The 24,381-nt window shown below is 62.3% G+C and carries 26 protein-coding genes and 3 pseudogenes; 8 read left to right on the top strand and 21 right to left on the bottom strand.

Going from position 1 to position 24,381, the window contains the following annotated elements; all coding sequences use genetic code 11:
* Positions 1-104 precede the first annotated feature (104 nt).
* Positions 105-215: pseudogene (locus tag ACM6IP_RS04610) on the bottom strand (hypothetical protein); the annotation flags it as partial.
* A 792-nt stretch (positions 216-1,007) separates the two neighbouring features.
* On the opposite strand from ACM6IP_RS04610, the gene ACM6IP_RS04605 reads away from it, so the two are divergent.
* Positions 1,008-2,030, top strand: a complete 1,023-nt coding sequence (locus tag ACM6IP_RS04605; protein ID WP_095169781.1) for a transporter — start codon at positions 1,008-1,010, stop codon at positions 2,028-2,030.
* A 48-nt stretch (positions 2,031-2,078) separates the two neighbouring features.
* On the opposite strand, the gene ACM6IP_RS04600 is transcribed toward ACM6IP_RS04605, so the two are convergent.
* From ACM6IP_RS04600 to ACM6IP_RS04575, 6 genes are all read right to left on the bottom strand, one after another.
* Positions 2,079-3,332: a purine-cytosine permease family protein gene (locus ACM6IP_RS04600; RefSeq protein ID WP_256585508.1), complete on the bottom strand. Its 1,254-nt coding sequence runs from the start codon at positions 3,330-3,332 to the stop codon at positions 2,079-2,081.
* Positions 3,333-3,515: 183 nt separating this feature from the next.
* Complete coding sequence (locus ACM6IP_RS04595) at positions 3,516-4,490, bottom strand: biotin-dependent carboxyltransferase family protein (RefSeq protein WP_414861046.1); 975 nt, start codon at positions 4,488-4,490, stop codon at positions 3,516-3,518.
* Complete coding sequence (locus ACM6IP_RS04590) at positions 4,487-5,359, bottom strand: 5-oxoprolinase subunit B family protein (protein WP_095169784.1); 873 nt, start codon at positions 5,357-5,359, stop codon at positions 4,487-4,489. Before ACM6IP_RS04590 ends, ACM6IP_RS04595 begins: the two co-directional genes overlap by 4 nt.
* Positions 5,356-6,729: an acetyl-CoA carboxylase biotin carboxylase subunit gene (locus ACM6IP_RS04585; protein ID WP_414861045.1), complete on the bottom strand. Its 1,374-nt coding sequence runs from the start codon at positions 6,727-6,729 to the stop codon at positions 5,356-5,358. Before ACM6IP_RS04585 ends, ACM6IP_RS04590 begins: the two co-directional genes overlap by 4 nt.
* 10 nt (positions 6,730-6,739) lie before the next feature.
* Positions 6,740-6,985: an acetyl-CoA carboxylase gene (locus ACM6IP_RS04580; RefSeq protein ID WP_095169786.1), complete on the bottom strand. Its 246-nt coding sequence runs from the start codon at positions 6,983-6,985 to the stop codon at positions 6,740-6,742.
* Positions 6,986-7,078: 93 nt separating this feature from the next.
* Entirely contained in the window at positions 7,079-7,837 is a 759-nt protein-coding gene (locus ACM6IP_RS04575) for a 5-oxoprolinase subunit PxpA (protein ID WP_095169787.1), read from the bottom strand.
* Positions 7,838-7,962: 125 nt separating this feature from the next.
* Here ACM6IP_RS04575 and ACM6IP_RS04570 point away from each other — a divergent pair, with 125 nt between their 5' ends.
* Entirely contained in the window at positions 7,963-8,880 is a 918-nt protein-coding gene (locus ACM6IP_RS04570; protein ID WP_095169788.1) for a LysR family transcriptional regulator, read from the top strand.
* Positions 8,881-8,909: 29 nt separating this feature from the next.
* On the opposite strand, the gene ACM6IP_RS04565 is transcribed toward ACM6IP_RS04570, so the two are convergent.
* Entirely contained in the window at positions 8,910-9,344 is a 435-nt protein-coding gene (locus tag ACM6IP_RS04565; protein ID WP_095169789.1) for a multidrug/biocide efflux PACE transporter, read from the bottom strand.
* 89 nt (positions 9,345-9,433) lie between these two features.
* On the opposite strand from ACM6IP_RS04565, the gene ACM6IP_RS04560 reads away from it, so the two are divergent.
* On the top strand, positions 9,434-10,288 hold the full coding sequence (locus ACM6IP_RS04560) for a LysR family transcriptional regulator (protein ID WP_401129512.1): 855 nt from the start codon (positions 9,434-9,436) through the stop codon (positions 10,286-10,288).
* An 8-nt stretch (positions 10,289-10,296) separates the two neighbouring features.
* On the opposite strand, the gene ACM6IP_RS04555 is transcribed toward ACM6IP_RS04560, so the two are convergent.
* The 4 genes from ACM6IP_RS04555 to ACM6IP_RS04540 form a co-directional block, all read right to left on the bottom strand.
* The gene (locus tag ACM6IP_RS04555; RefSeq protein ID WP_414861044.1) at positions 10,297-11,538 is read right to left on the bottom strand and encodes an RNA polymerase sigma factor; all 1,242 of its coding nucleotides are present in this window, start codon (positions 11,536-11,538) and stop codon (positions 10,297-10,299) included.
* Positions 11,538-12,029, bottom strand: coding sequence for an SRPBCC family protein (locus ACM6IP_RS04550; protein WP_414861043.1), 492 nt, complete (start codon positions 12,027-12,029; stop codon positions 11,538-11,540). Before ACM6IP_RS04550 ends, ACM6IP_RS04555 begins: the two co-directional genes overlap by 1 nt.
* 39 nt (positions 12,030-12,068) lie before the next feature.
* Positions 12,069-12,413, bottom strand: a complete 345-nt coding sequence (locus ACM6IP_RS04545; RefSeq protein ID WP_159997554.1) for a YciI family protein — start codon at positions 12,411-12,413, stop codon at positions 12,069-12,071.
* 67 nt (positions 12,414-12,480) lie between these two features.
* Positions 12,481-12,915, bottom strand: coding sequence for a YybH family protein (locus tag ACM6IP_RS04540; RefSeq protein WP_414861042.1), 435 nt, complete (start codon positions 12,913-12,915; stop codon positions 12,481-12,483).
* Between the two features lie 141 nt (positions 12,916-13,056).
* Here ACM6IP_RS04540 and ACM6IP_RS04535 point away from each other — a divergent pair, with 141 nt between their 5' ends.
* The gene (locus ACM6IP_RS04535) at positions 13,057-13,542 is read left to right on the top strand and encodes a GNAT family N-acetyltransferase (protein ID WP_095169794.1); all 486 of its coding nucleotides are present in this window, start codon (positions 13,057-13,059) and stop codon (positions 13,540-13,542) included.
* 43 nt (positions 13,543-13,585) lie between these two features.
* Here ACM6IP_RS04535 and ACM6IP_RS04530 read toward each other — a convergent pair whose 3' ends face one another.
* From ACM6IP_RS04530 to ACM6IP_RS04520, 3 genes are all read right to left on the bottom strand, one after another.
* Positions 13,586-14,083, bottom strand: coding sequence for a GNAT family N-acetyltransferase (locus ACM6IP_RS04530; RefSeq protein ID WP_414861041.1), 498 nt, complete (start codon positions 14,081-14,083; stop codon positions 13,586-13,588).
* Between the two features lie 87 nt (positions 14,084-14,170).
* Complete coding sequence (locus ACM6IP_RS04525) at positions 14,171-14,659, bottom strand: GyrI-like domain-containing protein (RefSeq protein WP_414861040.1); 489 nt, start codon at positions 14,657-14,659, stop codon at positions 14,171-14,173.
* Between the two features lie 67 nt (positions 14,660-14,726).
* On the bottom strand, positions 14,727-15,389 hold the full coding sequence (locus ACM6IP_RS04520) for a LysE family translocator (RefSeq protein ID WP_414861039.1): 663 nt from the start codon (positions 15,387-15,389) through the stop codon (positions 14,727-14,729).
* A gap of 150 nt (positions 15,390-15,539) precedes the next feature.
* On the opposite strand from ACM6IP_RS04520, the gene alaC reads away from it, so the two are divergent.
* Positions 15,540-16,748: an alanine transaminase gene (gene alaC, locus ACM6IP_RS04515; RefSeq protein ID WP_095169798.1), complete on the top strand. Its 1,209-nt coding sequence runs from the start codon at positions 15,540-15,542 to the stop codon at positions 16,746-16,748.
* Between the two features lie 56 nt (positions 16,749-16,804).
* Here the strand turns inward: alaC and ACM6IP_RS04510 are convergent, their stop codons facing one another.
* Complete coding sequence (locus ACM6IP_RS04510; protein ID WP_095169799.1) at positions 16,805-18,157, bottom strand: GntP family permease; 1,353 nt, start codon at positions 18,155-18,157, stop codon at positions 16,805-16,807.
* Positions 18,158-18,239: 82 nt separating this feature from the next.
* Complete coding sequence (locus tag ACM6IP_RS04505; protein WP_095169800.1) at positions 18,240-18,773, bottom strand: gluconokinase; 534 nt, start codon at positions 18,771-18,773, stop codon at positions 18,240-18,242.
* Between the two features lie 215 nt (positions 18,774-18,988).
* Here ACM6IP_RS04505 and ACM6IP_RS04500 point away from each other — a divergent pair, with 215 nt between their 5' ends.
* The gene (locus ACM6IP_RS04500; protein WP_095169801.1) at positions 18,989-20,020 is read left to right on the top strand and encodes a LacI family DNA-binding transcriptional regulator; all 1,032 of its coding nucleotides are present in this window, start codon (positions 18,989-18,991) and stop codon (positions 20,018-20,020) included.
* 9 nt (positions 20,021-20,029) lie between these two features.
* Here ACM6IP_RS04500 and ACM6IP_RS04495 read toward each other — a convergent pair whose 3' ends face one another.
* Positions 20,030-20,908 (bottom strand): LysR family transcriptional regulator, encoded by an 879-nt coding sequence (locus tag ACM6IP_RS04495; protein ID WP_159997579.1) that lies wholly within the window; start codon positions 20,906-20,908, stop codon positions 20,030-20,032.
* 120 nt (positions 20,909-21,028) lie between these two features.
* Here ACM6IP_RS04495 and ACM6IP_RS04490 point away from each other — a divergent pair, with 120 nt between their 5' ends.
* Positions 21,029-21,460: a PACE efflux transporter gene (locus tag ACM6IP_RS04490; RefSeq protein WP_159997581.1), complete on the top strand. Its 432-nt coding sequence runs from the start codon at positions 21,029-21,031 to the stop codon at positions 21,458-21,460.
* A gap of 57 nt (positions 21,461-21,517) precedes the next feature.
* On the opposite strand, the pseudogene ACM6IP_RS04485 reads toward ACM6IP_RS04490, so the two are convergent.
* Positions 21,518-21,949: pseudogene (locus tag ACM6IP_RS04485) on the bottom strand (methyl-accepting chemotaxis protein); the annotation flags it as partial.
* Between the two features lie 111 nt (positions 21,950-22,060).
* Positions 22,061-22,732 (bottom strand): annotated as a pseudogene (locus ACM6IP_RS04480) (PAS domain-containing protein); the annotation flags it as partial.
* 693 nt (positions 22,733-23,425) lie between these two features.
* Between ACM6IP_RS04480 and ACM6IP_RS04475 the strand changes: the two are divergent.
* Positions 23,426-23,833, top strand: coding sequence for a GNAT family N-acetyltransferase (locus ACM6IP_RS04475; RefSeq protein ID WP_401129529.1), 408 nt, complete (start codon positions 23,426-23,428; stop codon positions 23,831-23,833).
* A gap of 6 nt (positions 23,834-23,839) precedes the next feature.
* Here ACM6IP_RS04475 and def read toward each other — a convergent pair whose 3' ends face one another.
* On the bottom strand, positions 23,840-24,379 hold the full coding sequence (gene def, locus ACM6IP_RS04470; RefSeq protein ID WP_095169804.1) for a peptide deformylase: 540 nt from the start codon (positions 24,377-24,379) through the stop codon (positions 23,840-23,842).
* Positions 24,380-24,381: the final 2 nt, after the last annotated feature.

The raw sequence follows: 24,381 nt of genomic DNA, 5'->3' as shown, positions 1-24,381 counted from the left end.
AGGCGGGCAAAGGTTTCAGCGAGAAAGTCGCGCAGGGTGTTGGCGGCGACCGCCAGGCGACCCAGCTCATCCTGCCGATCACTGGCGACCCGGGCGCTGAATCGGCCCTGGCTCAACTGGGCAACATAGTCGATCAATTGGCGGATCGGCTCCACCAGATGACGATTGACCAGCCACAGGCTGAACAGCCCGATCAGCAGCGCCGAGACCAGCATCACCACCATCCCCAGCAGCACAGTGCGCTCGGCACTGGCGCTGATCTGCAGTGATTGCTGGTTGCCGCGCTGGCGCAACTCACTGACCAACTCGCTCATCTGCTCGCTGGTGGCACGGTCCACCCCCTTGACCGCATTGTCGCCGGCGGCTGGATCGGCACCCGCCGCCAGATACGCCGCGCGACCTTGCTGGTAGGCGCCACCCAGGACTCGATGGGCCTCGCGCAGACTATCGATGCGCGCCTTCAGTGCGGGCTCGAGCCCGGGTTGGCGCACCAGTTCGCCAAGGATGTTCTGCACGTCGCCCTGGCGCGCCTGGAACTGCGCCCAGTACTTGTCCCCTTCAGCCGGTTGCTTGCCGCGCAACAGTACGTTTTTCCACTCCTGGACCTGCACCTTGAATTGCAGGTTGGCCTCGTCGATCAACTGCGAGGTATGCAGGGGACCTTCGATCAGGTTGCGGTAACTCTGCACCCCGGCGGAGAGGAAGTGAAAGCTGGCCAGGGCGATCAACAACATCGCCAACAGGCTACCGCTCAGCAACGCGAGGATTTTGGCTCTCAGGGATTTTTGCAAAAACATCGAGTGATATCTCATGACAGGAATAAGGCGGACACCGAAGTGCGCAGACCAGCCTAGCCGTCATCGGCCCTGACGAGGATTTCTTGAGTCGCGCTGACCAGCGGTTTAGAGCCTCGGCCGCCGTTCGTCAAAGCGTCACGAAACGGTCAGATTGGCTTGCCATGATGCCGCTCAAGCGCCGCTGTGAATTGCATGGCGGCCGGAGACGCCATGAACCACAGCATCGACCAACGCCACCGCGACGCCGATCTTTTTGGCCTGCTCTACGGGTTCAGCTTTCGCCCCGGCGAACCCGCTCGGGAAATCACCTCGGCCCAGGCCCTGCAGCGCCTGCAACAGCCCGACAGTGCCGATGAGTTTCTCTGGCTGCACCTGAACCTGGCCCACGCGGCCTGCGAGCGCTGGATGAAAGCGCACCTGGCGTTACCCGAAGAATTCTTCGAAGCCCTGCATGAGGGCTCGCGCTCGACCCGCATCGAGCACGTCGACTCGGCCTTGCTGGCGGTGGTCAACGATGTAGTGTTCAACCTCAGCAACCTGGTGTCATCGGATGTCTCGACTCTGTGGGTCTGCGCCCGCAGTCGGCTGATCATCAGCGCACGCCTGCAACCGCTGCACTCGGTGGACAAACTGCGCTCCTCGGTCAAGGCCGGTGAGCGCTTTCGCTCACCCCTGGAGTTGCTGGTGCATCTGCTGCGCGACCAGGGCGAGGTGCTGACCCAGATCGTGCGCAAGACCAGCCTCAGCGTGGATCAGGTCGAGGACCAGTTGCTGTCCTCGCGACTGTCCACCAACCGTGCCGAACTCGGTGCCAACCGTCGCGTGCTGGTGCGCCTGCAACGCCTGCTGGCGCTGGAACCCGGTTCCCTGCTGCGCCTGCTCAACCGTCCGCCGCAGTGGTTGCAGAAGGACGACGTCAAGGAGTTGCGCAAATCCACCGAAGAATTTGCGCTGATCATCAACGACCTCACGGCCCTGGGCGAGCGGATCAAGCTGCTGCAGGAGGAAATCGCCGCCAACCTCAACGAACAGAGCAACCGCACCCTGTTCACCCTGACCGTGGTCACCGTACTGGCCCTGCCGATCAACATCATTGCCGGCTTCTTCGGCATGAACGTCGGCGGCGTACCGCTGTCTGGCGACCCGCACGGATTCTGGGTGTTGGTGGCGCTGGTCGCCAGCTTTACCGTGATTGCCGGACGCTGGGCGTTTCGCAAGCGTGGGGATTGCTGACGCCGTCTGTGCACTGCGGCCGTTAACGCAGCCTCGCGGGCTCGACAGCTACAAGGTTGGGGTCACCACGGTTGTCGCCTGCCTGCGCGAGAGTGCGAACTGCAACCCGAACGCCAGCACCCCGGTCAACGGCGCGGAGAAGCTGCTCAGCCCCGGACCGGCAAACATCAGCATCAGCCCCAGCGCCGTGCCGCCAAACCACGCCACCAAACCTGCCGGGTTGTAGGCCGAGACACGCGCAAGCGACGCCACATCACTGCGCCCATAGAGGATCTGCGCCAGCGCCACGCCGACCCAGGCCACCACAAAAATCCCTTGATAGGCCAGCGCCTTCAGCAGGTAGGCAAACACATCGGCCAGCATCAGGGCGTAGACGATCACCCCCACCGCCAGCGCCCACACCAGGTACGAACCCCGTACACCGAACCGGCCGAAAAACGCCTGCATGTTCAGCGTCGCCAGGTAGTAGTTGGCGGTGTTGATCCGGGTCTGCGTGGCCCAGACAAACAACAAGCCCCACAGCCCCATCAGTTGCAGGATTGCCATTACCACCGAGACTTCGTTCAACGCGCCCTCATGGGGAATGCTGCTGACCAGGTAAATCCCCGCCGCGCCATTGAGCAAAAAAGTCACCGCGTAGAACGGCATGCCGAAGTTCCAACGGCCGTGGTACGTCTGATCCTCGGGCTTGCCGAAGCGGGCATAGTCGAAGGTGAACAGCATCAACACCCAGACGCCCATGTACGCGACGAAGCAATCCCACCAGCCAAATGCACTGGGATTGGCCGGCCCGAAATCCAGCCACTGCGGCTGGTAACCGTAGCGACTGATGGACAAACCCACCGCCACCAGCAGACCGCCGAGATAGATCGGCAATAACACGCCATTGAGCTTGTCCAGCCAGTGCTGCACGCTCCCCAGGATCATCGGCACGCTGTACAGCACCACCAGCAAGGCGGCCAGCGGGTAGACCAGTTCCGGGTACAAGTGGTTGAGCGCCACGGCGATCACCGAACCCTCGAACACCGCGTAGTAGATCGCCGTAGAAAAGAAGATCAGCGTCGCCAGGCAGGCACCGGTGCTGCCAAACAACAACCGCGAAAACAGCGCCACGGACAGGCCGCTGCGAATCGCAAACCGACTGAGCACACTGTTGATCAGCCCGTAGCTGAGCACCGACAGGAGCATGCCGATCAGCGCATTGCGGGTGCCATAGGATAAAGCCAGCGACGCGCCGACCACGATGTAGAACATGGCGCTGCACACGGCCCACCAGGCCATGGTCAGGGACAGTCGGCCCATGCGTGCTCCAGCAGGGACCGGGTGGTTGGCCGGGTCCTGCCCGGTTTGACTCGATTGCGATAAAGCAGCCATATGCGTGAACTCCAGAACCAGTCAAAGGTTGAAGCGCGGGCAGCCGTCACCGCACCGAAGTGCGGCGTTGGCGTACCGTTTGGCATGGCCCGCGCGATGCGGCGGGCAGAATCAGGAAGGGAACAGCTTGCTCAGGCAGCTGAGTTTTTTCTTGTAGGATCGTCGTGCTTCCAGCGCCTGCTCCAGGGTCACCGCGACAAACCGCGCCTTCTGGTTGGGCTGCATCTGGCCGATCAGGTCGAGGTCAGCGCTGATCACCGTACCAATCATCGCGTAGCCACCACCGGACACCGCATCGCGGTGCAGCACGATCGGTTCGAGCCCGGCCGGAACCTGGATCGAGCCGATCGGGTAACAACTGTCGACGATGTTCGACGGATCGGAGCCGGCCCCGAACGGCTGCTCTCGGGGTTGGAAACTCAAGGCGCTGCCACCCTTGAAGCGATAGCCGATGCGGTCCGCCTCCGAGCCGACCGTCCAGGGCTCAGCGAAAAAGCTGCTGGCCGCCGCTTCGCTCAGGCGCTCGTAGTACAGGCCCGGCACCACCCGCAAGCTGATTTCGCCCCCCAGCGACTGCCGCAAGGCCATGGGCAGACTGGCCCCCGCACGGCTCTTGCCACTGGCAACACCCACCGGCAACTCGTCACCGGCCACCAAGCGGCGACCCTGGAACCCGCCCAGCGCTCCCAACGCATAGGTTGAGCGACTGCCCAACACCAGCGGCACATCAATGCCACCGGCCACCGCCAAGTACGCGCGGGCACCGGCCTTGGGGAAATCAAAACGCAGCACTTGGCCGGCCTTGACCGTGAACGCGGTGTCGGCATGCATTTCCACGCCATCGACCCGTGGTGTCATGTGCGCACCGCACACCGCCACCAACGCATCTTCGGCAAACTCCAGCTCCGGCCCCAGCAGCGTGCACTCCAGCGCCGCTGCCCCGGCCGGGTTGCCCACCAGTTGGTTGGCGGCGCTCAAGGCGTATTGGTCGAGCGCACCGGAGGGCGGAATCCCCAGGTGGTAGTAACCTTCGCGGCCCAGGTCCTGTACCGAGGTGGCAAGACCGGGTTTGAGTACCTTGATCATGCCAGCACCTCCTGCAACGACTTGGGATAACCAACGGGGTCGGCGAGGAACGCGTCCAGGGAAAACTCCACCGGTCGAATCCGCAGGTCGAAGCGCCCCGCATCCACTTCGGCCACGGCCTGGTCATAGGCCGCGCGATCCATGGGCTTGAACTGCACGATGTCGCCGGGGCGGAAAAACACCATGTGCTCTTTCAGGTACGCCAGGTTCTGCTGCGGATCGTAGATCGGTGCCGGCGTCACGCCAAACATCTGATAACCACCGGCGCCACGCACCGAGTAGATACAGCCGAAGCAGCCGCCGTGGCCCAGGGTCAGCTTCGGCGTGTCGGTGCGCGGCCGCAGGTACTTGGGCACCTGCAACTGGCGCTCGCGCTCGACCATCTGGAACATGAACGGCAGGCCGGCGACAAAGCCGACCATCGAGACGAACCAGGGCGCACCACTGTGGGCGGCAATGAACGCATCGACGTCCGCCAGGCCATTGATTCGCGCCGCGTACTCCAGGTCCGTGGCACTCGGGTCCTGATGCCGGTCGCGAAAACGCATCAGGGTCTCGTGGGTCCAGGGGTCGTTGTAGAGCACCGGAATCTCGATGATCCGCGTGTGCAGGGTGCGTTCGGCAATCGCTTCGGCCTCTGCGCCCTTGACCGCTTCGAGCAGGTCATGGGGCGCGATGCGGTCCGGATCGAAGCGAATCTGGAACGAGGCGTTGGCCAGGCACACATCCAGCACGCCATCCAGGGCCAGGCGCTCGACCGCACGGGTCACGGCCATGCCCTTGAAGAATGCTTCCAGGGACATGCTGTCACTGACTTCGGCGAACAGATGTTCATCGGCGCCAAAGCTGTAGCGGATCGGCTTGTTCATGCTGCACCTCCACTACGGCGCGCGGCCAGCCAGGTTTCCAGGGTGCCGGTGTGGAAGTCGGCGTCCTGCAGCCAGGGTTGCTCCAGCAGCTCGGCATGCAACCCCAGGGTCGTCGCCATGCCGCTCAAGCGGGTCTGGGCCACGGCAACCCGCGCCCGGGCCAACGCTTGTGCACGGTCGCAACCGTGGACAATCAGCTTGGCCAGCAGCGAATCATAATACGGCGGCACCCGATAGCCTTGATACAGATGGCTGTCGACCCGCACGCCCGGACCTTGCGGCCACGACAACTCTTCGACCAGGCCTGGGCTGGGGAAGAAGTCCCGCGCCGGGTCTTCGGCATTCAGGCGCATTTGCAGGGCCGCGCCATTGAGTCGGATATCACTCTGGCGCAAGCCCAATGGCTCGCCGCCGGCGATTCGCAACATCGCCTGAACCAGGTCGATGCCGGTGATCAGCTCGCTGACCGGGTGCTCGACCTGAATCCGCGTGTTCATCTCGATGAAGAAAAACTCGCCGCTGGCGTCGTCATACAGGTACTCCAGGGTCCCGGCGCCTTGATAGCCGAGGGACTCGGTCAAGCGTACGGCGCTGGCACAGAGGGTTTCGCGCTGTTGCTGATCGAGGGCCGGCGACGGCGCTTCCTCGAAGATCTTCTGCCGCCGCCGTTGCAGCGAACACTCGCGCTCGAACAGGTGCACCGCGTGTTTACCGTCGCCCAGCACCTGCACTTCAATGTGCCGGGCACGGCTGATGAAACGCTCCAGGTACACCGCGCCATTGCCAAAGGCCGCCTGGGCTTCGCGCTGGGAACGGGGGAACTCTTCACGCAGTTGCGCGGGACTCTGCGCCAGGCGAATACCCCGTCCACCTCCACCGGCCGAGGCTTTGATCAGCAGGGGGAAACCCACCAGCTCGGCTGCCGCGAGTGCGGCCTCGACGTCGAACAACTCACCAGGCGAACCCGGTACCACCGGCACGCCGGCAGCTTGTGCGGTGCGACGCGCCTCGGCCTTGTCGCCCATGCGGCGGATCGTTTGTGGGCTGGGCCCGACAAAAATTGCCCCGGCGGCCTGGACCGCTTCGGCGAAGTCGGCGTTCTCCGAGAGAAACCCATAGCCTGGGTGCACCGCGTTGGCCCCAGTGGCCTTCAAGGCGCCCAGCAGGGCCTCGACATTCAGGTAGCTTTTGTCGGCACGGGCCGGGCCGAGCAGGTGCACTTCGTCGGCCAAACGCGCGGCCTGGGAATCGAGGTCTGCCTCACTGCACGCGGCAACGGTGGGAATTCCCAGTTCCTGGGCGGCGCGGATAATCCGCACGGCGATTTCGCCACGGTTGGCGACCAGCAGTTTCGTGATGCCTTGGGTCATGATCGTGCCCTCACTCGTCGTCGAGTGTTGCGACGACCTGACCCGGTTCCACCGGATCGCCGTCTTCTATCAGGAATGCACTCAGACGACCGGCCGTCCCGGCGGTCAGTTCGGAAAACTGCTTCATGACCTCGATCAGGCCAATCACCGTGTCGGCGCTGACCTGCGCACCGACCTCGACGAAGTTCGCCGACTCCGGCGTGGCTTTGCGATAGAAGGTCCCTGGGAGTGGGGTGATAACTGTGTGTTCGGCCATGTCTGTTCCTTTTGGAATAGTTGTAGAAAGGCAGGCAAAAAATTCATCGATGGGCAGCCCGGACGTCTGTAGCGCCCGGTACCAAACCCAGCTTCAGCGAGGGGCGCGCACCGTGATCCCGGCTGCGTCCAGCGCCTTGCGTGTCGCCTCGACCAACGCCAGGGCACCCGGCGTATCGCTGTGCAGACAAATTGAGTCGAAGTCGATCGCCAGGTCCTGGCCCTCGACCGTGCGCACCAGGCCTTCCTGGCAGGCACGCAGCACCCGCGCGGCGACCTGGTCCGGATCGTGGGCGCGCACATTGCGGGTAAAGACAATGGAGCCGCTGAGGTCGTACTCGCGGTCGGCGTAGAACTCGCGAATCACCGGCTGGCCGAGTTCTGTCGCGACGCGCCAGATGACTGAGCCGGGCATGCAATACAGCAGCAGGTCGGGCTCCAGGCGCTGCAGGTTTTCCACCAGCAACCGAGCCGCTTCCTCGTCCCGTGCCAGGTGCATGTACAACGCGCCGTGGGGCTTGATGTGTTGCAGGGCCACGCCCTGGACTCGCGCCAGTTCGCGCAGGGCGCCGAGTTGATAGAGCATGTCGTCGACCAGTTCCTGGGCCGGTGCATTGATGTGCCGGCGACCGAAACCTACCAGGTCGCGGAACCCCGGGTGTGCACCGATGGCCACGCCGAGGCGCTTGGCCTGTTCGACGGTGCGGCGCATGGTGCCGGGGTCGCCGGCATGGAAACCGGTGGCGATATTGGCCGAACTGATGAACCCCATCAGCTCAGTGTCGACACCATCGCCGATGGTCCATGGGCCGAAGCCTTCACCCATGTCCGAATTGAAATCTACTGCCTGCATGACACGTGCTCCTGACGCTTGTGACTTCATGCAGGCCACGTTAAATTCCGCTCAACCCCTTGGGAAGATCTATTAACAGATAGGGTATCTTCTGAAAAACAGATACCTGCTCAATCGGAGTCTCAATGTCACTGACCCTGCGCCAGGTCCGCTATTTCGTCGCCACCGCCGAGATCGGGCAGATTTCCCAAGCGGCGATTCACTTGAATATCTCGCAGTCAGCGGTGACCACCGCGATCAAGGAACTGGAGGGCATGCTCGGCACCCTGCTGTTCCAGCGCTCGGCCCAGGGCATGAGCCTGACCGATGCCGGCCGGCATTTTCTCAACCGCGCCTACGTGATTCTGCGCAGCGTCGATGATGCCCTCAACAGCCCGCTGCCGGATGTGCGTGCCAGCGGCCGGCTGCGCCTGGCAGCCAGCTACACGGTCATCGGCTACTTCCTGCCCCACCATCTGCAACGCCTGGAACACTGGCACCCGGATGTCGCCATCGAAGTCCACGAACAGGAGCGCCAGGCCATCGAACAAGGCTTGCTGGAGGGACGTTTCGACATGGCGGTGGTGCTGACCGCGAACCTCACGCACCCCGATATCGTCTCGGAAATCCTGTTCAACTCCGAGCGACGCCTGTGGCTGCCCAGCCATCACCCGCTGTGCGAGCGCTCGGCTGTCAGCCTGGCTGATGTGGCCCAGGAGCCCTACATCCTGCTGACCGTCGACGAGGCCGAGCAGGCGGCAATGCGCTACTGGGAACACGCCCACCAGCAACCGAAAGTGCGGGTGCGCACCAGCTCCGTGGAAGCGGTGCGCAGCATGGTCGCCAATGGCAGCGGCGTGGCGATCCTTTCGGACCTGGTGCACCGCCCCTGGTCACTGGAGGGCAAGCGCATCGAGACCCTCACCATCACCGATCCAGTGACCCCCATGAGTGTGGGCCTGGCCTGGCACCGCGAGCGGGAATTTACCCCGGCGATGCAGGCGTTCCGGGATTACTTCCACGATGCGTTCCTGGCCCCGCAACAACTGTCGAGCAGACGCTGAGTTGGGACGCACTTGCAAGATCAGGTCAATCACGACACTGCCCGTGCCAGCAACATCCGCTCCCGCAGCACGTCATAAACCCAGTGGTAGACATAGGTGTACGGCAGGAAAAACAGCAGCACCCCGATGTCGAGAATCAGCGCCTGCAGCAGGCTGACGTTCAGCCACCAGGCAATCAGCGGCACACTGATTGCCACCAGGCCGCCCTCGAACAGTAAGGCATGCAACACCCGGGTCGCGGCACTGGGCACCAGCGCCAGACGCTTGAGCAAGCGGTCGAACAGTCCGTTGAACAATACGTTCCAGGCCAGGGCAATCAGGCCGATGGCAATGGTCGCGACACCCATGTCGACCAGCGGCTTGTCCATCAGCCACGCCAGCAAAGGCGTACACAGCATGACCGCCAACAGTTCAAAACCGATGGCTTGCAACACACGTTCAGTGAGGGATTTATGAGGACTCATGAGCCGGCTCCGGTGGGTGAATGTGTTGCCATCATCCGGCACAGCACCGATACTTCATAACCATTAACCATCGATCAAGGCGATAGTTCATGGCCTCACATGAAGTCCTGCTGGCATTCGTCCAGGCAGCCACCCAAGGCTCGTTTTCCGCGGCGGCGCGCAAGCTGGGCAAGAGCCAGTCGACCATCAGCGCGGCGGTGGCCAGCCTGGAAATCGACCTCGACCTGACACTGTTCGACCGCAGCAGCCGCAAGCCCGCCCTGACCTTGGCCGGGCATGTGTTGTTGCAACGCGCCGAGGACATCCTCGCCGCCACCAGCCGCCTGGAAATGAGCGCCGCGCAATTGTCCCTGGGGGTTGAACCGAAGCTCACCGTCGCGCTTTCCGACACCTACCAATCGGATCGCTTCGAAGCCGCCTTGCAGGCTTTCGAACAGCGTTATCCGGACCTCGAACTGGAATGCCTGATCGCCGAATGCGACGACTTGGTTGCCCTGGTGCAACGCGGGCGCGCGCACTTGGCCTTCGCCGAAATGCAGGAGCGCTACCCGCCGGACCTGGACAGCGCCACCGTCGATGAGCACACCGAGATCGCCCTGTTCGTCGCGCCCACACACCCGTTGGCGAGCCTGCAGAAAATCGATCGGCAAACCCTGCAACAACACCGCGAATTGCGCCTGGCGACCATCATCAATCCGTATGAGGTCCGGGCCCAGGGGCGGGTCTGGTCGGCCCCCAGTTACCTGATGCTACTGGAAATGGCCCAGGGTGGGTTCGGTTGGGCACCCCTGCCGCGTTGGCTGGTCGAGCGTTTTGGCGCCGGCACTTTGCAGGAGCTCAAGGTTCGCGGCTGGCCCCGACCGGTCTCGGTGGATGCGCTCTGGTCACGCTTGCACCCGCCGGGTCCGGCAGGCCGCTGGTTGCTGGACAGGATGCTCGAGTGACGCCCGCCTCAGGTGCGCGCCAACTCGACCAGGCGCCGCTCGATGAAACGGCGCTCCGGCACTTGCTGGGTCAGTTCCAGCGCACGCTGATAGGCCGCCCTCGCCTCCGCAACGCGACCCAATTGCCGACAGAACTCGGCACGCGCCGAATGCGCCAGGTGGTAATCGAGCAACTCGCCACGCTGCAAAATCCCATCGACCAGGGTCAACCCCGCCAAGGGCCCGTCACGCCGGGATAGCGCGGCGGCCCGATTGAGTTCAATCACCGGCGAAGGCAGCGCCTGCAGCAAGACGTCGTACAAACCGACGATCTGCGCCCAATCCGTGTCCCCGGCGGTGGGTGCCTCGGCATGCACCGCCGAGATCGCCGCCTGCAGGCAATACGGGCCGATTTCCCCCCGGCCCAGCGCATGCTCGATCAAGGCACAGCCCTCGGCGATCATCTGCGCGTCCCACAGCGAACGGTCCTGTTCATCGAGCACGATCAACTCTCCGCTGGCCGAAGTGCGCGCCGGGCGCCGCGACTCGTTGAGTAGCATCAGGGCCAGCAACCCCATCACCTCCGGCTCCGGCAGCAACTCCAGGAGCAGGCGCCCCAGGCGAATCGCCTCGCGGGTCAGGTCTTCGCGGGTCAGTTCACTGCCCACCGAGGCCGAGTAACCTTCGTTGAACACCAGGTAAATCACCCGCAGAACGCTGTCCAGGCGCTCGGGCAACTCAGCCAGGGACGGCACTTGATAGGGGATCCTGGCGTCGCGAATCTTCGCCTTGGCCCGCACGATTCGCTGGGCAATGGTGGCCGGCGCGGCAAGAAAGGCGCGGGCAATTTCTTCGGTGGTCAGGTCGCAGACTTCACGCAGCGTCAGCGGCACTTGCGCATCGGCGGCCAGTGCCGGGTGACAACAGGTGAAGATCAAGCGCAAGCGATCGTCTTGCACGTCCTCGACACTCCATTGCGCCTCCTCGAGCTCTTCGAGTTGCGCCACCAATTGTGCTTGGGACGCGGCAAACCGGGCCCGTCGACGCAGGCCATCGATGGCCTTGAAGCGCCCGGTGGACACCAGCCAGGCCCGCGGATTGTCCGGCACCCCGTCCCGCTGCCAGCGTTCGACCGCGACGAAGAAGGCTTCCTGCAGGGCCTCTTCGGCCAGGTCGAAATCCCCCAGCAAACGAATCAGGGTGGCGAGGATACGCCGCGAGTCGTTGCGGTAGACCGTCTCGACCAGCGCCTTGACCGCCTCGTCCGGCATCAGTCCGGCATGCCGCTGGTCACCAGGGTCTCCAGCCGGTCGAGGCTCTGGCCCCAACCGTCATGAAAACCCATGCCCTCGTGGGCCTGCCGATCGGCCTCGCTCCAGTGCATGGCGCGTGCGGTGTAGAGGGTCTTGCCGTCGACGTCGTCAAAGGTCACTTCAGCGGTCATGAACGGTTTGCCCGAAGGAATCCAGCCAGGTGCATAGGCATCGGTGAACACCAGCCGCTGCGGCGCATGAATCTCCAGGAACACCCCGCTGGTGGGGTACTCGCTGCCATCGGGTGCGCGCATCAGGGTGCGAAACCGGCCGCCGACCCACAGGTCCATTTCGCACTCCGGCGTGGTCATGCCGTGCGGCCCCCACCATTGGGCGAGCCACTGCGGCTCCGTCCAGGCACGGAACACCTTGCTGCGCGGCGCATCGATCAGGCGGCTGATGGACAACTCGAAGGCTGCTGGCTGGGCGCCAGCGTGAGGGATGCTCATACATAGACTCCTGCTTGATTGTTGTTCTTAGGGTGCTGATCAGGGATTCAGCTGGCGTACCGGACGAACTTCCACGCTGCCGACCCGGGCCGCCGGAATCTTCCCGGCCACCTGGATCGCCTCATTGAGGTCCTTGGCCTCGATCAGGTAGAAACCGGCCAATTGCTCCTTGGTTTCGGCGAACGGACCGTCGGTGATCGACAGCTTGCCGCCCCGCAGGCGCACCGTGGTGGCGCTTTGCACTGGCTGCAAGGCCTCGGCGGCGAGCATCCGCCCACTGCCCTGGACCGACTCGGCATACGCCATACACTCAGCGTCTTCGGGGCTGTCAGGTGAACTGTGCAGCACACGCTCGTCGCTGTAGACCAGGCATAGATATTTCATCAGGCTCTCCCACATCAGGCTGATCAACTATGGCTGCAGATTGCAGGTTGGGTAAAAAACCCGACGATCAGGGCTGCAGTTCGAACAACGCCGCGCCACTGGCCATGTCGAAGGGCGCCGACCAATGCTCGTGGACGATTCGCCATTGCCCGCCGATCCGCTGATAGCCGGCGGTGGCACGCATCCAACTGCCCTTGACCTGACCCTGCTCATCCGCCCCGCCGCAGTGCACCAGCCAGTGGGCGAAAGCCAGGTCCTGGCCTTGCACCACCTGCAGTTGTGCGAACTCGAACAGGTGCGGTCCCGGGCAATAGTTCAGGCACTCCTCCCAGTGTGCGCGGTAAGCCGCCTTGCCCTTGAATTGCAGGGCCTTGACCGCATCGAACGAGACGATGTCGTCGGCATAAAAGCCCATCAGCGCCTCAAGGTCCTTGGCGACTATCGCTTGTCGGTAGCGTTCGATCAGGGTCTGGATCTCAGTGTTTTCGGTTAACGCATTCATGACGCAACTCCGAGTGTTTACTGTGAAGACACTCTTAGTCGACTGGTGCAAAGGCAAATCGACAGGCCAAAAAAAATAATTGCGAGTGCGCCAAACTGGCTAAAATCCGAGCCTCAGTTTTTCGCCGCAGGGATCCCGCCAATGGCCACGCACCTCGTGCCCTACCAACAGCTTTCGGCGCTGCAACGCCAACAGGTGGAGTGCATCGAGATCGATCCGTTGCAGAAGTCATTCGCCGGCGATATCCATGGCGCGCTGCACTCGCTGAGCGCAGCCGCAGGCGATGCCATCCGCGGTTTTGCGCTGGTCGCCGACGACATCCCCGTGGCCTTCCTGCTGCTCAAGCGCCCGCCCTTCCTGCCGGCCTGGGCCAGCCAGGACACCGCCACCCTGCATGCCTTGCAGGTCGACCGTCGCTGCCAGGGCCAGGGCTATGGCAAGGCCTGCCTGCAAGCCCTGCCCGAGGTTGCGCGGCAGGCCTGGCCCGAGATCAATGGCCTGGAGTTGTCCGTGGATACCCACAATGAGGCGGCGCTGGGGCTTTATCTCAAGCAGGGCTGGATCGACAGCGGGGACGCCTACAAAGGCCGGATCGGCTATGAGCGGCGCATGGCCCTGGCCTTCTGAATCAACCACACGTGCTGTGCATCACTGATGCGGACGCCAGTCCCTACAGGTCCAGCGCCATCTCGTGCCAGGCCAACCCGCCATGCTCCGAGGCGGAATCCTTGAGGTAGGCAAAACCGAACCCGGCATACAGGCCAACGTGCTGCTCGCGGCACATCAGGTTGATGCGGATCTTGCCCAACTCGCGCATGTGCGCGATAAACGCGCTCATCAACTGCTTGGCCAGGCCCAGCCCCTGGAAGTCCGGGTGCACCACCACCGACATGATCACCACCTGTGGACCGTCGGGGTCATGGCCGATCATTTCCTTGAAGGCTTCGTCGGCCATTTCCACCTGGTAGGCGGCGCCGGAATTGATGAAGCCTGCGACGACACCCTCGACCTCGGCCACGATAAAACCCTGTGGCCAGGTCTCGACGCGGGTGGCGATTTTCTCCCGGGTGGCCGCTTCATCGCCCTCGTAGGCCTCGGTTTCGATGGCGAAACAGCGGTCCAGATCAGCCGGCGTGACCTGGCGAATGACAGTCGTGGGAGCGTTCATGGCGGGGGTCCAGTCAGCGAAAAAAGGGGGCGCAAGCATAATTCAATCCGCCGCGCATATCGATCCTGCGCCCCGTTCTCGCGTGGCTCAAGCGGCTTTGAGGGGTACCCAGATCTCCAGCACGCCCTGCCCGGTTTGCGGGTCGAAGTCGGCGCTGTAGCGCTCGAACTCGGGTGCATCCGCGGCCTCGCGGCCTGAGGCCGGCAGCCAGTTTTTCCAAATGTACTCAAAGGTTTGCGCCAGACTGTCGAGGCCACCTTGATGGGTGAACACTGCATACTGCTGGGGCTGGATTTCCACCCAGCGATAGGTCTCGGGCAGGTCGTCAAGCTTGCTGATTTCGACCCCGGCGACGTACTCGAAGCCACCCTTGCCATCCGGGTTGCAACACACGCCGTAGGTCAAGTCGCCCGTTTGCCCCGGCACCTTGCCGATGTGCGGAATAAAACGCTCCCAGAGCTTGGGAATGCCCTCGGTGGCGTCCACGGCAAATCGTCCGCCCAGTCCGGCGATCAGCATAAAATGCCCCGTTTCGAAGCGCGGCTGCGCCGCTACCTGCTGTTTTGGCTGATCCACGAATCACCTCCTGCCACTGAAAATTGGGTTCGGCTGGGAGTATAGAAGCGAAACCGAATTCCCCCAGTCAAAGCCCAGGAAGTTCTGCCACGCCAGCCGCACCGATAAACTCCTGGTAACCCGATAGGATCACGTAGACCGCGAAATAGCAGAAGATCGCTGCAGATGCCAGGTAGCTATAGCACAGTAGTTTATCGCCCAGCAACTTGCCGCCCTGGGTCGCAGCCAGGCATAAGGCCAGGCACCAGAGAATTCCGGCGCAAAAGAACCCGGCCAGGAACAACCCGGCACTGGCCAGGCTGCTGCCGCCTGCGCGGGCAATCAGGGTCCCGCCCACCGCGGCGAACCAGAGAATGGCGCTGGGTGAGGACATCGCCAGGAAAATCCCGCGAAAGAACTCCCGACGATGGGAGCCGCCACTGACCTCTTCCGTCTGCGCCAGGCCGGCGCTGTGGTGGATCGCCGAGTAGATCATCTTCGCCGCGAAGTACAGCAACAGCACCGAACCGCCGACCCACAGCACCCAGCGCACCGCCGAGTACTGCAGCAGAACGGTCATGCCGGCCAGCGCCAGCACCGCGTAGACCAGGTCGCCGACACAGGTGCCCAGGCCCAGGGCAAACCCTTGGAAATAGCCACGCTGCATGGCCAGGGTGATCATTGCAATGTTGGCCACGCCGATATCCAGGCACAGCGAAAGGCTCAGTAAAAAGCCGCTGGAAAACTCCATTTTTTTATCCTGTTGCTGTCAGTGCCGGGGAAAAAAGTTGCTGGATGCCTCTGGACAAGCGGCCATCGGCGCCCTTATCGTGCGCCCAGACCACCGCAGTGGTCGGCGTCGCTCGGACGGTTCCGGGCGCTCACGTTATCAGAGGCAACAATGGCAGACCAAGGTTCGCCGCGCCGCTTTGCGCGCATAGATCGACTCCCCCCTTACGTATTCAATATCACTGCCGAGCTGAAGATGGCCGCCCGTCGTCGTGGCGAAGACATCATCGACTTGAGCATGGGCAACCCCGACGGCCCGACCCCGCCCCACATCGTCGACAAACTGGTTACCGTCGCCCAGCGCGAAGACACCCACGGCTACTCCACGTCCAAAGGCATTCCCCGCCTGCGCCGGGCTATTTCCCGCTGGTACAAGGATCGCTACGAGGTCGACATCGACCCGGAAAACGAAGCCATCGTCACCATCGGTTCCAAGGAAGGCCTGGCGCACCTGATGCTCGCCACCCTCGACCAGGGCGACACGGTACTGGTGCCCAACCCGAGCTACCCGATCCACATCTACGGTGCCGTGATTGCCGGTGCCCAGGTGCGTTCGGTGCCGCTGATTCCGGGCGTGGACTTCTTCGCAGAGCTGGAGCGGGCCATTCGTGGTTCGATCCCGAAACCGAAGATGATGATCCTCGGGTTCCCGTCCAACCCTACCGCGCAGTGCGTGGAGCTGGATTTCTTCGAGCGGGTAATCGCCCTCGCCAAGCAGTACGACGTCCTCGTCGTGCACGACCTGGCCTACGCCGACATCGTCTACGACGGCTGGAAAGCCCCGTCGATCATGCAGGTACCAGGCGCCAAGGACATTGCCGTGGAGTTCTTCACCCTGTCCAAGAGCTACAACATGGCGGGCTGGCGCATCGGCTTCATGGTCGGCAACCCGGAACTGGTCAACGCCCTGGCGCGGATCAAGAGCTACCACGACTACGGCACCTTCACCCCGCTGCAAGTGGCGGCCATCGCGGCACTGGAAGGCGACCAGCAGTGCGTCAAGGACATCGCCGAGCAATACCGGCAACGCCGCAACGTGCTGGTCAAGGGCCTGCATGAACTGGGCTGGATGGTCGAGAACCCGAAAGCTTCGATGTACGTCTGGGCGAAGATCCCCGAAGCTTATGCCCACCTGGGTTCGCTGGAATTCGCCAAGAAGCTGCTGGCCGAGGCCAAGGTCTGCGTATCGCCCGGGGTGGGTTTTGGTGAGTACGGCGACGACCACGTGCGCTTCGCCCTGATCGAGAACCAGGACCGGATTCGCCAGGCGGTGCGGGGGATTCGCGGGATGTTCCGCGCGGATGGGTTAGTCACTAAGTAAGACGATCAGCCACAAAAAAACCGCATCGCTGCGGTTTTTTTGTGGCTGCGAAACGCTTAGACGAACAACGACAACAGCAGGATAAAGCCCAGCGCGACGATGGACAGGATGGTTTCCATCGCGGTCCAGGTCTTGAAGGTTTCCGCCACGGTCATGTTGAAGTACTGCTTGACCAGCCAGAAGCCCGCGTCGTTGACGTGGGACAGGATCAGCGAGCCGGCACCGGTGGCCAGCACCAGCAGCTCACGGTTGACCCCTGGAATCATCCCCACCACCGGCACCACGATGCCCGCACCGGTAATGGTTGCGACAGTCGCCGAACCGGTCGCGATACGGATCACTGCCGCCACCAGCCACGCCAGCAGGATCGGCGAAATCTGTGCGCTTACGGCCATATGCCCGATCACATCACCCACACCGCTGGTCACCAGCATCTGCTTGAAGCCACCACCGGCACCGATGATCAGAATGATCGCGGCGGTTGGTGCGAGGCTGGCATCCAGCAGCTTGAGGATGCGTTTGGAGTCGATGCCCTGGCGATGGCCGAAGGTATACAGCGACAGCAGCAATGCCAGCAGCAGCGCCGAGATCGGGTGACCGATCATGTCCATCCAGGTGCGGAAGAAGTTGCCGTCCGGCAGCGCGACGTCAGCGAAGGTCTTGAGCAGCATCAGGAACACCGGCAACAGCACGGTGAACAGGGTGATGCTGAAGCTTGGCAGGCTGGCCGAATCCGGTTCGCGGGCCAGTTGATCCACCAGTTCCTGGTTAGGGTGACCGGGGATGTACTTGGCAATGAACGTACCGTAGATCGGACCGGCAATGATCGCCGTCGGCAGAGCCACGATCAGGCCGTACAGAATGGTTTTACCGATGTCGGCACCAAATACCCCAATGGCCAGCAACGGCCCCGGGTGTGGCGGCACCAGCCCGTGCACCGCCGACAGGCCAGCCAGCAGCGGGATACCGATCTTGATGATCGACACGCCCGTGCGCCGGGCCACGATGAACACCAACGGGATCAGCAGCACGAAGCCGATTTCGAAGAACAGCGGAATGCCCACCAGGAATGCGGCAAACATCATCGCCCACTGCACCCGCTCTTTACCGAACGAGCGGATCAGGGTCTGGGCGATCTGGTCGGCCCCGCCCGATTCGGCCATCATTTTGCCGAGCATGGTCCCCAGCGCCAGGATGATGCCGACAAACCCCAGTACCCCGCCAAAGCCGTCCTGGAACGCCTTGATGATGGTGCCGATCGGCATGCCCGATGTCAGGCCGAGGAACGCCGCGGCGATGATCAGCGCAATGAAGGGGTGGAACTTGAACTTGGTGATCAGGACAATCAAGCCGATCACCGTGACCACTGCATCAAGCAGCAGGAACGAGTCGTGGGACATACCGAACATTAGGGGTGACTCCTGGTTGTTGTTGTTATTAAAGCGGGTAATTCGAAAGCCATCAGGACAGCGCTACCTTTAAAAACAAAACTCATACGGCGAGCTTCAGGCCATGCCCAAGCCACCAATGGTGGGCTTGCGCGGCCAATTGCTCGACGCTGTGGGTCGAAGCATCCAGCGCCAGGGTCAGCGCTTCGCCGACCGGGGACTCGAGCGTGGCGAACTGGCTGTCGATCAGGGTCGACGGCATGAAGTGGCCCGGACGATGGGACACCCGATCCGCGGCCACTTCCCGGGTCAGTTCCAGGAACACGAAGCCCAGGCCCGGCAAGGCGCTACGCAAGCGCTCGCGGTAACTGAGCTTGAGCGCCGAACAGGTCAGCACCGGGCGCTGGCCCGTGGCGTCGACGCGACGCAATTCGGCGCACAGGCTGTCGAGCCAGCCGGCACGGTCGTCGTCGTTCAGGGGAATACCGGCGCTCATCTTTTCGATGTTGGCCGCAGGGTGAAAGCTATCGCCTTCGATGCCGGTCGCGCCGCTGAGCTGGCACAAGGCCTCGCTGACGCTGGACTTGCCGCAGCCGGCCACGCCCATGATGACCAGGGCGGAGATTGGTTGACTCATGTAACACCTCAGCGCGAAGACAGCGCTACCTTTGCTCATTGAGACTCTAGTGCAAACGCAGCCATCGTCGACGTCTTCTTGTCATTTTTATGGGTTGCAGCACGTTATTGCTCAACGCCAAATAGCAGGGATCAGGCAACCCCCGCTCATTCATTTGCAGCCGCATCGAGACAGCGCTACCTTAGTGCCTTGAATTTTGTTTGGCAAGCCGCCCGATGACCTCCACTAAAAACGATAAAAATCCCCGCACCACTGGCCGCCCTACCCTCAATGAAGTTGCTCGCCTGGCGGGGGTCAGCCCGATCACCGCTTCCCGCGCCCTGCGTGGGGTCAGTACGGTGGCCACCGAACTGGTGGAAAAGGTCCAGCAGGCCGCCCTCGAACTCAATTATGTGGTCAACCCGGCCGCGCGTGCGCTGGCCTCGGCCCAGAGCCATTCGGTGGTGGTGCTGGTGCCCTCGCTGTCGAACCTGCTGTTCATCGAAACCCTGGAAGCCATTCACCAAGTACTGCGGCCCAAAGGCTTCGAAGTGCTGATCGGCAACTTCCACTACTCCCGTGACGAAGAAGAAAACCTGCTGCGCAACTACATGGCCTATCAGCCACGCGGTTTGCTGCTGACCGGTTTTGATCGCACCGAAAGTTCGCGACGGATGATCGAGGCCAGCAACATCCCCTGCGTGTACATGATGGAACTGGACCACGCTGCCGGGGTGAACTGCGTCGGTTTTTCCCAACTCAGCGCCGGCGAAACGGCGGCCGAGCACTTGTTGTCCCGCGGCCGCAAGCGCCTGGCGTACATCGGCGCGCAGCTGGATCAGCGCACCTTGCTGCGCGGTGAAGGGTTCCGCCGGGCCTTGCAGAAGGCCGGTCGCTACGACCCGGACCTGGAAGTGCTCACCCCGCGCGCGTCATCCGTGGGCCTGGGCGGCGAGTTGTTCCTGCAACTGCTGGCGGCCCAGCCGGATGTCGACGGGATCTTTTTCGGCAACGACGACCTGGCCCAGGGCGCATTGCTTGAGGCCCTGCGCCATGGCATCCAGATTCCCCAGCAGGTGGCGATTCTCGGTTTCAACGACTTGCCGATGTCCGAGCACATGGTGCCGCGCCTGAGTAGCATCTATACCCCCCGCGAAGCCATTGGCCGGCGCGCGGCGGAACAGATGCTGACGTTGATGGCGGGCAACAAGGTGGCGCGGCCGGTGGAAGACATGGGGTTTGAGCTGAAGATTCGCGAAAGCAGCTGAGACTGGCGCCTACACCGTCTGGCCGAGCAGATCGACCAGGGCCAATGCGCCCTTTTGCAGCGGCTGGCTCTTGAGCCATACCGCATGCACCGGCAGCACCAGGCCGTTTTCGATATTGCGGAAGTTCAGCCGTTTCAAGCGCCCTGAATCCAGGCGTGCCTGCACCACCGACAGCGGGAAATTGCCCCAGCCCAACCCCGCCTCGACCATCTCCAGTGCAGTTTCCAGGTTGTCGGTGCGCCAGCAGGATTCGGCCACCAGCGGCCGGGTCTCGCTGATCGGCAGATCGCGGCTGGCGACGAAAATCTGCCGCACGTGCACCAGGTCCTCGAGAAACAGATCCTGTCCCTGCAGCAACGGACTGTCCGCCGCCAGCGTGGCGATCATGCGTTCGCTGCCGACAAATTGAAAGCGCTCCAGCACATTCATGCTCAACCCGGCAAACGCCAGGCACAGGCTGACACGCCCGCTGTGCAGCATCGCCAGCACGTCATCCTGCGGCGCCGTCAGCACTTCGACGTCGAGCAACGGATGGCGCTCGGCAAGCACCTTGATCGCCGCCAGCAAGCGGCGCCGATCGATGTCCGCGACCACGCCAATCGACAGCTTGCTTTCCAGCCCCAGCGACAACTGCACCGCGTGCACCTGCAATTGCTTGAGCTGCCCGGCAATCAGCCGTGCGTGGGGCACCAGCGAATTGGCCATGGCGGTGGGTTGGGGTTCGCGGTGGCTGCGGTCGAACAATGGATAACCGAGCTCTGCCTCCAGATTGGCAATGCCCATGCTCACCGCCGAAGGGACCTTGCCCAAGGCCCGGGCGGCCGCGGAAAAAGAGCCGCGCTCAATCACGGCGAGAAACAGTTCGATGCTGTCGCTGTTGAAGTTCACTGGATCAACCTATCAATAAAACTGAAAGCTACTGACTTTTTCTGTCATCTCCATTGAAGCTATCTTTCGCCGCCTGCGCCAGCCCCACTGGCCATCAAGCACTGAAAAAGAGGCAACTCCATGCAAGGCGTCAAACGCAAACTGGTCTACGTTTCACTCTACGAGGTGATCGGCATGACCTTCTCCGCCCTCGGCCTGGCCTTGCTGTCCGGCACTTCGCCAGGCAGCACCGGGCCGCTGGCGGTGATCATCACCAGCATCGCGGTGAGCTGGAATTTCATCTATACCTCGCTGTTCGAGCGCTGGGAAAGTCGCCAGGTATCACGCACCCGCACCGTCAAACGGCGGATCGCCCACGCCGTCGGTTTTCAACTGACGTTGATCGTGTTCCTGATCCCGTTGATTGCCTGGTGGATGCACATCAGCCTGGTGCAGGCCTTCCTGCTGGACCTGGCGCTGATCATCTTCATCCCCTGCTACACCTTTGCCTTCAACTGGCTATTCGACCGCACCTTTGGTTTGCCAACCTCGGCACTGCCCGACCCAGCCTGAAGCCAGAGGCGCGGACAAGGCTGGCGAACACTTGCGCAGCCTTCGCCCCCTCACCCGTCAGTGCAACTGCAGGGTCTCATTGAACTGGCTGATGGCATCCACCACATGCCGTGAGCCCTGCTGGATCTCCAGGATTACCTCGCCAGCCTCGTTGGCCAACTCCACCCCCAACCCGGTACGGCTCAAGCTCGATTGCATGCTCGACACCGCACTCAACGAGAGGTCGTGGTTCTTGCGCACCACGTCGACAATTTCCAGGGTCGCCTTGCTGGTACGCGCCGCCAGGCTGCGCACTTCGTCGGCCACCACGGCAAATCCGCGTCCATGCTCCCCGGCCCGCGCAGCTTCGATAGCGGCGTTGAGGGCTAGCAGATTGGTCTGGTCGGCGATGCCGCGAATGGTCTGCACAATGGTGCCGATGATGTCTGACTGCTTGCTGACCGCATCGATGCTCAGCGCAGCCTCGTTCAAGTCCTGGGAGATCTGCTCGATGATCTGCACCGTCTGCTGCACCACCTGCGAGCCCTTCTGGGCACAGGCGTCGTTTTGCACCGAGGTCGAATGCGCGGCTTCGGCGGCCGATTGCAGGGTGGTCACCTGCTGGGTGATGTCGCTGGCAAACTTGACCACTTTGTACAGCCGGCCCTTGGCGTCGAAGATCGGGTTGTAGGAGGCTTCCAGAAACACGATGCGCCCGAACTTGTCGACCCGCTCGAAGCGGTGTGAGTGATATTCGCCACGGTTGAGCGAGGCCCAGAATGCCTTGTAGGCCGACGACTCGCTTTCCGCACGGTGACAGAACAGGCTGTGGTGCTGGCCCATCACTTCGCCCGCGGAGTAATGCATGGTCTGCAGGAAGTTATCGTTAGCGCTGATGACTTTGCCGTCGGGGGAGAACTCGATCACCGCCATCGCCCGGCCCAAGGCATTCACCAGTGCCTGGTTCTCATGCTCCTTGATGATTCGGGCGGTGATGTCCGTGGCCACCTTGATCACGCTGTGCACCTGCCGGTCGGCACCGATCACCGGCATGTAGCTGGCTTCGAGCCAAACCTCCCGCCCTTGCCTGTCCAGGCGCTGGAACGTCCCGCTGTTGGGTTCGCCACGCTCCAGTTCACGCCAGAAGCGTTGGTATTCCTCGCTCTTGGCGTAATCGCCCTCGCAAAAGATCCGATGGTGCTTGCCGCGTATTTCTTCGAGGGAGTAACCCATTGCCTTGCAGAAGTTTTCATTGGCATCGAGGATCACCCCGGCAGGGTCGAACTCGATCATCGCCATCGAGCGACTGACCGCCGCCAGCTTGGCGTTGGCCTCGCTCAAAGCACAACTGAAGCGTTGGATTTCGAGCAGGTCAGACTTGTGATGTAGGTTAAACATGGTCATATCACCCTAAGCGCGGTCTTTTGATTGATGAAAGTACTTCGGTCTTTCAACGGATCCACCACAACGTTCCATGGAACAGGTACACGCCTTCCTCCAGCGCAAGGACAGATAAGGTGATAAATGATGGGTAATCGGAGAGTCCGTGGGGACAGCGCTCTAGCCCGGACATCCTTATCAGGAAGATCAGTGCTGAGCATAGACAGGCTCGGCACGGATGCAAGGCCATTAATAAGCCACCATCGAGGACAAAATCGGTTCAGCACCCGCCCGGCGTCAGTACATCAGCGCAGGAAAATCCGGCAGCGAGGGGTTATTGGCTTGGAACTGAACACGGAGCCCGCTTGCCGGGCTCCGTCGAGACGGGTCTGATTAGTGGCCGAATATGCCGACCTTCTTGGCTTTCTTGTCTGCGCGTTTTTCATCGGCGCTTTTTGCCGGTTTTTTCTTCGCGGCTTTTTTTGAATCCATGCCTTTGGCCATGATACTTACTCCACTCATACAGGATGTGAGTTCAGGTATACACCTATCGCAGAGCGCCCGTTCTTTTATAATCCACGGCTTTGCGCACCGATGGCCTCTTTCATGCCCCACACCCAGTACACACAGCTAGATGACGCGCTGTGGCCCTTGATGAACAAGTTCTACCGCCGTCATCAGTCATCGATGAAAGCGGTACGGGATGCACAATTGTGGGTCGGTAAACGTGATGAGATAGTCGCCGGCCTGTGTCTGCGACCCATGGCCGAAGGGTTATGGCTGACGGGCCTGCTGGTTGCTCCGGCCTGTCGCGGCCAGGGCGTGGCTGCGGCCTTGATGGCCGAGGCGCTGGCAACGGTCACCCAGCCGGTGTGGCTGTTGTGCCACCCGGACCTGCGTGAGTTCTATCAGGGCAACGGCTTCAGCGCCGGCCCGCAACTGCCCTATGCGTTGGCCGAGCGCCTGCTGCGCTACAGCCGCAGCAAGCCGATGATTGCCATGGGGCGTAGCTGATCGTGATCAGTCGTCCGCCGCTGGGTCGAGTTCGGGGAACATCACCTCGGTAAAGCCGAACTTGGCAAAGTCGCTGATCCGCGACGGGTACAGACGGCCGATCAGGTGATCACATTCGTGTTGCACCACGCGGGCATGAAACCCCGAGGCCATACGCACGATCGGCTCGCCCTTGGGATCGACGCCCTCATAACGAATGTGCTGGTAGCGCTGCACCGCACCCCGTAACCCGGGCACTGACAGGCAACCTTCGAAGCCCTCCTCCAGGGTGGGCTCCAGCGGGGTGATCAGCGGGTTGATCAGGATGGTCTGCGGCACGGCTTCCGCGTCGGGGTATCGCTCGCTGTGTTCAAAGCCGAAGATCACCAGTTGCAGGTCGACGCCAATCTGCGGCGCGGCCAGGCCGACCCCGCCGACGCTTTCCATGGTCTGGAACATGTCGTCGATCAACTGCCACAACTCAGGGCTGTCGAACATCTGCGCCGGAACCGGCGGGGCAATACGCAGCAGGCGCGGATCGCCCATTTTGAGAATTTCACGGATCATGG

This window comes from Pseudomonas sp. IT-P176 (assembly GCF_949767245.1).
GTDB lineage: Bacteria > Pseudomonadota > Gammaproteobacteria > Pseudomonadales > Pseudomonadaceae > Aquipseudomonas.
This window is presented reverse-complemented; position numbering and strand designations above follow the sequence as displayed.